Annotated in this window: 8 protein-coding genes; 6 read left to right on the top strand and 2 right to left on the bottom strand. The window is 35.9% G+C overall.

What is annotated here, in order from left to right:
• Positions 1-214: 214 nt before the first annotated feature.
• Together BACFIN_RS05225 and BACFIN_RS21290 are read right to left on the bottom strand one after the other, a co-directional pair.
• Entirely contained in the window at positions 215-1,681 is a 1,467-nt protein-coding gene (locus tag BACFIN_RS05225; protein ID WP_007756210.1) for an exodeoxyribonuclease VII large subunit, read from the bottom strand.
• Positions 1,682-1,769: 88 nt separating this feature from the next.
• Positions 1,770-3,170 (bottom strand): hypothetical protein, encoded by a 1,401-nt coding sequence (locus BACFIN_RS21290; RefSeq protein WP_007756213.1) that lies wholly within the window; start codon positions 3,168-3,170, stop codon positions 1,770-1,772.
• A gap of 615 nt (positions 3,171-3,785) precedes the next feature.
• Here BACFIN_RS21290 and BACFIN_RS23045 point away from each other — a divergent pair.
• From BACFIN_RS23045 to BACFIN_RS05200, 6 genes are all read left to right on the top strand, one after another.
• Positions 3,786-3,923 (top strand): hypothetical protein, encoded by a 138-nt coding sequence (locus BACFIN_RS23045; protein WP_198134585.1) that lies wholly within the window; start codon positions 3,786-3,788, stop codon positions 3,921-3,923.
• Positions 3,924-4,123: 200 nt separating this feature from the next.
• The gene (locus BACFIN_RS05220; protein WP_007756219.1) at positions 4,124-5,146 is read left to right on the top strand and encodes a DUF3871 family protein; all 1,023 of its coding nucleotides are present in this window, start codon (positions 4,124-4,126) and stop codon (positions 5,144-5,146) included.
• A 114-nt stretch (positions 5,147-5,260) separates the two neighbouring features.
• Positions 5,261-5,476 carry a hypothetical protein gene (locus BACFIN_RS05215; protein WP_007756221.1) on the top strand — a complete coding sequence of 72 codons (216 nt, stop codon included), beginning with the start codon at positions 5,261-5,263 and terminating at the stop codon, positions 5,474-5,476.
• Between the two features lie 39 nt (positions 5,477-5,515).
• On the top strand, positions 5,516-5,737 hold the full coding sequence (locus BACFIN_RS05210; RefSeq protein ID WP_007756225.1) for a hypothetical protein: 222 nt from the start codon (positions 5,516-5,518) through the stop codon (positions 5,735-5,737).
• Between the two features lie 23 nt (positions 5,738-5,760).
• A complete protein-coding gene (locus BACFIN_RS05205; protein WP_032839836.1) occupies positions 5,761-6,036 on the top strand; it encodes a hypothetical protein in 276 nt (91 codons plus the stop codon).
• Positions 6,037-6,136: 100 nt separating this feature from the next.
• Positions 6,137-7,693, top strand: coding sequence for a hypothetical protein (locus BACFIN_RS05200; RefSeq protein ID WP_007756227.1), 1,557 nt, complete (start codon positions 6,137-6,139; stop codon positions 7,691-7,693).
• Positions 7,694-7,818: the final 125 nt, after the last annotated feature.

Here is a 7,818-nt window from a genome sequence, read left to right on the forward strand (position 1 = left end):
GAAACTATTCCATAGATTAATTTATTCTCCCCAATAATATACAAGAATTATACTCTTTTTTATTTATATGTATCTTACTATTATCAATACAACAAAATAAGAATCTCTATGATTATTTATACATGTACAATTCAGTAATAAATTGATAATTAATCTTTTTGTATTTAAAAGTTATTTCAATAAGATTTCTCTAACAATCCCATAAGTTCAACTTCTATAGAATCAAACATATAGCATAACAAGCCACTCCTAATATAGTTATAATAGTTACGACCATACTCAAACATCCTTTATTAGTTTTTAACCTAGCCCCTTCAAGCTGCCTTTGTAATTCCCTCGCTCTTTCTTTCGCTTCATTTAAGTCTTTTGTAGCCTGTGTATTTTGAGCAGTCAATTTTTGAAGAGACTTGTTTAGATTATCATTGATCTCTTGCATCATTTTCAAACTAGCATTAAATTCCTTAGATTGCTTATTTATTTGCTCTACGTGAGCTTTTTGGATATCCTCGTTAGCTTTACTTATTCCTGCAAGTTTCTTTTGCAGTTCTTGATTCTGTTTATGGGCAACTTCTACTTGTTCTTTATGTAGTTTCTGAGCAGCCTCGTTAGCTTTACTTATTCCTACAAGTTTCTTTTGCAGTTCTTGATTCTGTCTATGGGCAACTTCTACTTGTTCTTTATGTAATCTCTGAGCAGCCTCCTGAGCTTTAGTAAGGAAAACTAACTTCTCTTGTAATTCCTTATTTTGCCTCTGAGCTGCTATGAGTTGCTCTTGAAACTGCTTTTTTATTTGCTCTGTTAAAACAGCACGAGATTTATTTTTCTTTTCACTAACAGTTTCAACCAAATCTGAAAAGTATTGTCCTAAACCATTTGGAGTTGGGGCTTCCTTATCCACAATCTGCTTTATAAACAACTTCTCTTCAACGTGACCAATTGCAGCGATAATTGGAGTTTGCATTTCCACTATCATGTCTAAGACATCCAGCTCATCGAGACTCTCAATACCACCACCGCCTCCACGAACAAGAGCAATAACATCATATTTTTGTTGATCAAGTTCTTTTAAAAGAGCAGTCAACTCCTTTGTGTTAGCAAAATTTACACGTTGTTCGTAAAAATCGATAGCACTTTTTGCAGCATTAATACCAGCATTGAAATCGGACATAGTTATGGAAGTAGCAGCAAAAACTAAAGCAACCCTAGGCCTTTCATCAATAAATAGCTTTTGTTCTAAAACTCCATCTATATTTTTATATCCTATTTGAACTTTCTTTCGACGAAATTCTATACGCTTCTGTTCTTCTTCATCAACAACTTGTTCTTGCACTATCTCTACGCGACTAACAACTAACATTAGCTGAATATGACTATTGTTTTGTACCCTTTTTCCTAAGACTCCACCTACTGTGACAAGGTTGCCATCTTTCAACTCACTACATAGTTTTTGCGAAATTTGAAGAGTGATTTCTGTTTGCGTATCTTCATCTCTTAAAATATCATATCTATATATCCAACGCGGGTCGTGTTTAGGGTTCTTTAAATATATTCCACGAAGATATATTATTTTTAAATTTACATCTTGTTTAGACAGATAAGATGTAAACATCCCAAGTAGTTCTGAAGGTTTATAGATGACTCTTAGAGGATTATCACTAAACAGTTGTAGATTATTTACCATAAGCTAACATTTGTTTATCTTATATTAGATGCTGATAGTTTACAATTCATACAATCAATTATTATCATATTCTCTTTATTAAGGGAATCTATTTTTTTAGAACTCTATCCACTTTCTTCTTTTCTTGTTCATTAAAATATAAAATAACTTCTATAGATTTATTTGTATTATTGGCCTTTTCATAAACAGGTAGTTGATGTAGCAAATTAGCTTCTAATTTTGAATTTGAAGCAAGTTTAAATTCTATCAGTGTCTTATCATTAGCACCTTTAGAAATTATAAAATCAACAACACCTCTGCCATTTCCGACTTCACTATCAACTGCAAATTTTGTCTTATACCAAACTAACTTAAAACTCAACTGAACATCCATTTCTTTACATTTACCATCATTCCTATTAAATAATTTATATCCATCTTTATCTTCTATAAAGTTTTTGAAGAATTTTATCCTATGCATAGCTTCTGAATAAGATGTATCATAAGTATCCCCTTGGGAGATGGTCTTATTAAAGTCTAATACTGATTTTGTTTGCTCAATATAATGTTGTTGAATCTTTAACCATTTTTTTATTAAGCCAATATACCGTAACTCCTCCTTACTATAAGACTCAAACAATTCTTCATTTTCAATTTGATAAGATTTGTCTATTATAAGTTTTTGATATTGTAGGAGAATTGGGTTCTGCTCTAAACTACGGAGATCAATCTTCTTAATTAGCGCTTGGGTACAACCTAATAAATAATTAACCAAATCTTTTTCTGTTATTAAATGTGCTTTCGTTAATTGTGTGTAGGGGTTATAAGCTGATTCTGTAAACATTATGGGAGAACGTTGTTCAAAATACTTTTTTGCATTTTGAAATTCAGGAAAATCGAACGGAAAAGATTTAAGCCATACATCATATTTAGACAATAAAAAATTTATTGGATTTTTAGTAACAGATTTTATGGGCTTTTTTAAATCAGTTATATATGAATTGATAAAAGAACGGATTTCCTGCTTTATATCTGAGTTCCCTTTTATTAGTTGAGATAGATAATCAAGAAATTCGCCAATAAATAAAGGTGCTCCATAACCCTCTGGAAATAAACCAAAGCTATTTATTGCATACTCCAAATAGTTCTCAATATCACTTCTCCAATCTGTCCTATATTGATTATTTAAAATATGCTGATAACAAAAAATCACCTTATCAGCACACATTACATCAGCATTATAATAATCCCTCTTATCAAACTCTTTCAAGGTCAATAACTTTTTATGATGCGCACAACAGAATGGAAATTTTTCCATCTTGTTTTTTAGATTTTCAAGAATTTGCAACCTGTTCTTTTGGCAACATTCACATGTTCTATAATCATGTTCTCCTGTAGTAGGAATAATCAATTCAGGCTTTGCTAAAAATGTAGCCACCCCATAATTATATCTTCTACTACCACATTTAGTATCAAATACTTCTTTTACGTATAATGCTTTAATAGACATCACAAACAAATTATATATACAATAAATTATCTTATTTCAATGAACATGGTGTTTGTATTTTCCCAACATCCCATATATTTAATATATCTGGCCCAAAGATAGCAAAAAACAGATCTTTTATATCAAAACCTGATAACTAAAAATGTCGTATATTTATTTTATTTTTAATATTCATCTATAATTATTTCTTCTAAGTATCATTTTTATTAATATGCAGATTATTTACTAACAAATTCCCTCCTTAAAACCCTGAAACCCTTATATATGAGAAAAGCTTGAGGCATTAACAGCACTTGGAATGAAGAAGTGCGTCAGCTTCAGGCATTATAATAAACAAATTTCCGGGTTGAATTCAATTGCAGAAGATGGTTGAAACATTCAATTCGAGGGATAGAAACGATGCAAGTAATTATCACAGCTCTAGTCTTGGTAATGAAAGCATGTGGATCTGTCGAAGAGCTAAGTCAGAACGATGAGTCTTGATAACGGCTCTTTATTTTTTTCTTCCCCACCATTCCCATTCCCCCTCAAACCCTTATATATGAGAATAATATATAAGAGAACAATAAAATAGAATACTAACAATTTAAAATCAAAAGAACAATGGGAAAATTAATGAAAGGAATCAGAATCGCGGCTAATGTGGCTGAGATTATCGTGGCAAGCTCGGTTATCGTAGAGCTTGTTGAAAAGTATGGCGGCAAAAAGAGGAAGAAAAAGATGCTGCCGCTAAAGTTGATACAGTTAACGTAGCAACTGAAAACTAATAGAGCGTCTTATAAATGGAATACAATAAAGCACAGGACGTTATAATCACAATCCTTGAAGTTACGACAGCAGTACTCAAGGGAATAAAGAAGCTAAGAGGAATATTTGTAAAAGCAAAGAAATAACCCTCTTGGCTTTTTCTTTTATCGGAATTTATTTATCAACCAATTAAAATAAGTTACAATATGGAAACAACCAATTTATTATTGCCATCCACACAAAGGGCGGCAAAAGCAAACGAATGGAAGCAGGACGTGGAAGAAGCGGTTATCATTACGGAACAACCGGCAAAACGCTCACCATTCATTGAAGCGAATACAACAGAGGTGACTTTGGATCATCTCAAGAACGATTGTATCATACCTACCTTTGCCAAGGACAACGAGGTATGCATATCACATCAGAGTTTCATAGAATCAGTCTATGAGGCGGCCAGAGATTTTTATCACGGGGAAACGATTTGTACCCCGGAAATAAGAACATCACACATTGTCAGGGGAAGAATACCGGAAGCAATCAACAAAAGAGTGGATCAACTATTGGAATCAGACAAGACAATGTATTATGAAAGGATGATTTTCAACATAGAGATTCCGAGCATCAGCCGGAATGTAAACGGAAATCGACTGAACCTATGCATCACAGGCTGTAAAAGCTATGCAAGGGATAATCTGAGCGGAAAAATGACAGCGCAGAAATTCAATATCGCTGTCGGATTTCTCAATCTGGCCTGTACCAACCAGTGTTTATCAACGGACGGGTACAAGGAAGAAATCAAAGCAACAAGTTCGAGGGGGCTATATCAATTTACCCTGGACTTGTTCGGACAATATAATGTAGCAAAACATATTCACCTGATGCAATCGCTGGGTGATACAATGCTGAGTGAAAAACAGTTCTGCCAGATACTGGGAAGAATGAGGCTGTATAACTACCTCCCCCAGCACCAACAGAGGATGCTACCGAGACTGCTTATTACGGACAGTCAGATCAACAATGTAGCAAAACAATATATCCACGATGAGAACTTTGCCGGGAATAACGGTGAACTGAGCATGTGGATGTTCTACAACCTTATAACAGGAGCAAACAAAAACAGCTATCTCGATTCATTTCTAGGACGTAGTGTAAATGCGACGGAAATTTCGGTAGGACTGACAGAAGCATTGAATCACAGGGACGAAGCATATTCCTGGTTTATAGAATGACCGGAAGAAATATGATTTGAACTACATATCCGAAGAGGGTATCACCAGGGAAGAAAGGTGGTATCCTCTTTTTTGTTATCAGAAATTTAACTAAAAAAAGAAAGGAGAAAATATATGAGCGTAGCATGTATACAGGACATATATCAATGTGACACCTGTAAATCAGCATTAGACGAGCACGGAAGGAGTTGCAGGCACGGAATGTTATTTCCCCTGCTTCTTCTGATGGGAAATTTTGACAGATGCATGAATTATGAATTTGATGCGGAGAAGGTAAAACTTCAACTGCAAAAGAAAGAAAATGAACGGACGGAGCACACCGGTGAGTAAAGCGGGAATGGTCCTGAATAAAATATAAAGGAATAAAGTATGGCACATTACACTTTTGATATAATCAAATACAGTTTAATTACCGAAGAGGGGGAAACTTACAAGAACTTCATAGAAATGATGCCCTCGCTGACGGTACAAGCAACAAATTATATTGCAGCCACTTTAAAAGTCGAAAAGGTGCATCCGTCAGATAAATATGTACACCAGCTCATTGATACTGACGCGGAAAAATGGCCGGTCAATACAACTATATTTTAACTAAAAACAAATCAGAAAGAAATGTGGAAAGATTTGAACTTGAAAACAGCAGGGAGTTCAAGGCGGCACAGGAACTGGCAAGAGCCTTGAATGATTACGGGTGGAACGAAAAACGATTCGCCCTTGCAACAACAACATTTCACAAAACTCTACAACAGACGTTATTCAGGACTATTGTAGAGATATTGAAGGTGTATGCAGATCCTCAAAGAAGGACGGACCTAAGAAATGAAGCATCCAAAGAAGGTGCAAAAAAGTTAATGGAAGTGTTGGAGGAACTACACATTCCATTCATTTGAGAAACGGTTGAAACATACCGGAATTGTATCTGAGGAGGATATCACAATTAACGTGGTGTCCTCCTTTTTTATTTACCAACATTTTAAAACAAGAAAGATTATGTTATACTACAAATTTAAAAATTACGAAGAATTCAAGGACATGTTTGGAATTGTCAAGCATGGAAACGGAGTATGCAGCAGAAAGAACAGAATACTGCTGGCATATATCAGGAACAGGAGATTGCTACATGAAGCAATAGAGACAAACAATTATACACTGCTTCATATTTCCTCAATGGCGGAACTGAAGAAGACCATTACACGGGCAATAATTATAAGCGGGCACTCAGATATGTCATTACGTTATGTTCTGGAGTTGGACGGAGAATTCTTTTACTCTAGGAATTTTGAAACGGACGATATGAAAGGGCTATGTAAGGACGGGGATACCAGGTCAATCCGCTACATTAACCATGAAAACGGAGGAAAAACGTTTAAAATGAAAGCGGGAAAACTCTACCGCTCGCTCATATTGGAAACTGAATTCGGTAAAACCCTTCCTGAACAGGTAGTGACCTATCTGTGTGAGGAGTTCTCGGCGGACTGGCAGACTTATACAACGGGGCGACTCCCTAAAAACAGGTTATGTGTGGACAAGAATTTCGAGAAGATATACTCATCCTCCTCTTGCGTGGGAGATTTTTATTCCTGCATGGTGGACAGGAAACTGCATTATTTCTATACAGAATCGGTCGATGCAAGCGCCGCATACCTGACCAATGAAAAAGGAAAGGTGACTGCAAGATGTGTCATCTACAACAGGGTTACGGACCAGGACGGAAAAATATGGAGACTGGCGGAAAGACAATATGCCAGTAATGAAAATGATATCCTGAAGCGTGCCTTAATAGATGCCCTGATCAAAGGGGGATACATTGACGGCTACAAAAAGGTAGGTGCAGGTGCGGGTGATACAAGGGCTTTTGTTGACCTTGAGGAGAATTCATTGTCGGACAGAAAATTCAGGATAGAATGTGACCTGGACTGGAATGACACCCTAAGTTATCAGGATTCATTCAAATGGTACAATCAATCCGAGGGGACAGCAGATAATTACGGAAGTGGTGACATCGCACTTGATATTACTGACGGTTCTCTGAATGGTGAGGAGGAATACGATGATTTTCATGGATACCACTGCTATGAAACACGTCCCGTATATTGCCACGGATGCGAGTATTACTGTGACGTGGAAAATCTGGACGAATTCATATGGATAGAAAAACTCGGGGAATACCATCATGAGTCGGATGTTATAGAATGTCTGGAATGTAGCGGGTATTTTCTGGAAGAGGATAATCTTTATTCGGACATAACGAAAGAGTACTATTGCTGTGAAGAATGTCGGAAGAAAGCGGAACAGGCATACAAGCAGGAAAACTGGCATTATTCCGATTATGATGAGGAATACTATGAGCATACAGAAAGCATAACCATATACCAGGTATGGAACAATATCCTCTGTGAATATGAAAGAAAGACAATATCCGTAGAGTCGGCACAAAGACTGCTGGAAACGGGAGAACTTCATAAATTGAATGACATGCTTTATGACGGGATAGATGAGGAAACAGGACTGCCTTATGCATACGAGATGAATGAAATAAATGTTTAACCCACAAAAAATAAGAATTATGGAATTGCTTAGGAAATTATACAAGGTTTATAGCCCGAGCGGAAAAGAACGGGCGATGATCAAGCTTATATGGAATTATACCAAGAGAATCACCGGTACCAAAG

The sequence above is a fragment of the Bacteroides finegoldii DSM 17565 genome (assembly GCF_000156195.1).
GTDB classification, from domain to species: domain Bacteria; phylum Bacteroidota; class Bacteroidia; order Bacteroidales; family Bacteroidaceae; genus Bacteroides; species Bacteroides finegoldii.

What these genes read in the sequence shown, in the direction of transcription:
- BACFIN_RS05220 (WP_007756219.1), top strand. Translation starts at nt 4,124, where the DNA reads ATGGAAACAACCAATTTATTATTGCCATCCACACAAAGGGCGGCAAAA.
- BACFIN_RS21290 (WP_007756213.1), bottom strand. Translation starts at nt 3,170, where the DNA reads ATGTCTATTAAAGCATTATACGTAAAAGAAGTATTTGATACTAAATGT.
- BACFIN_RS05200 (WP_007756227.1), top strand. Translation starts at nt 6,137, where the DNA reads ATGTTATACTACAAATTTAAAAATTACGAAGAATTCAAGGACATGTTT.
- BACFIN_RS05225 (WP_007756210.1), bottom strand. Translation starts at nt 1,681, where the DNA reads ATGGTAAATAATCTACAACTGTTTAGTGATAATCCTCTAAGAGTCATC.
- BACFIN_RS05210 (WP_007756225.1), top strand. Translation starts at nt 5,516, where the DNA reads ATGGCACATTACACTTTTGATATAATCAAATACAGTTTAATTACCGAA.
- BACFIN_RS05215 (WP_007756221.1), top strand. Translation starts at nt 5,261, where the DNA reads ATGAGCGTAGCATGTATACAGGACATATATCAATGTGACACCTGTAAA.
- BACFIN_RS23045 (WP_198134585.1), top strand. Translation starts at nt 3,786, where the DNA reads ATGAAAGGAATCAGAATCGCGGCTAATGTGGCTGAGATTATCGTGGCA.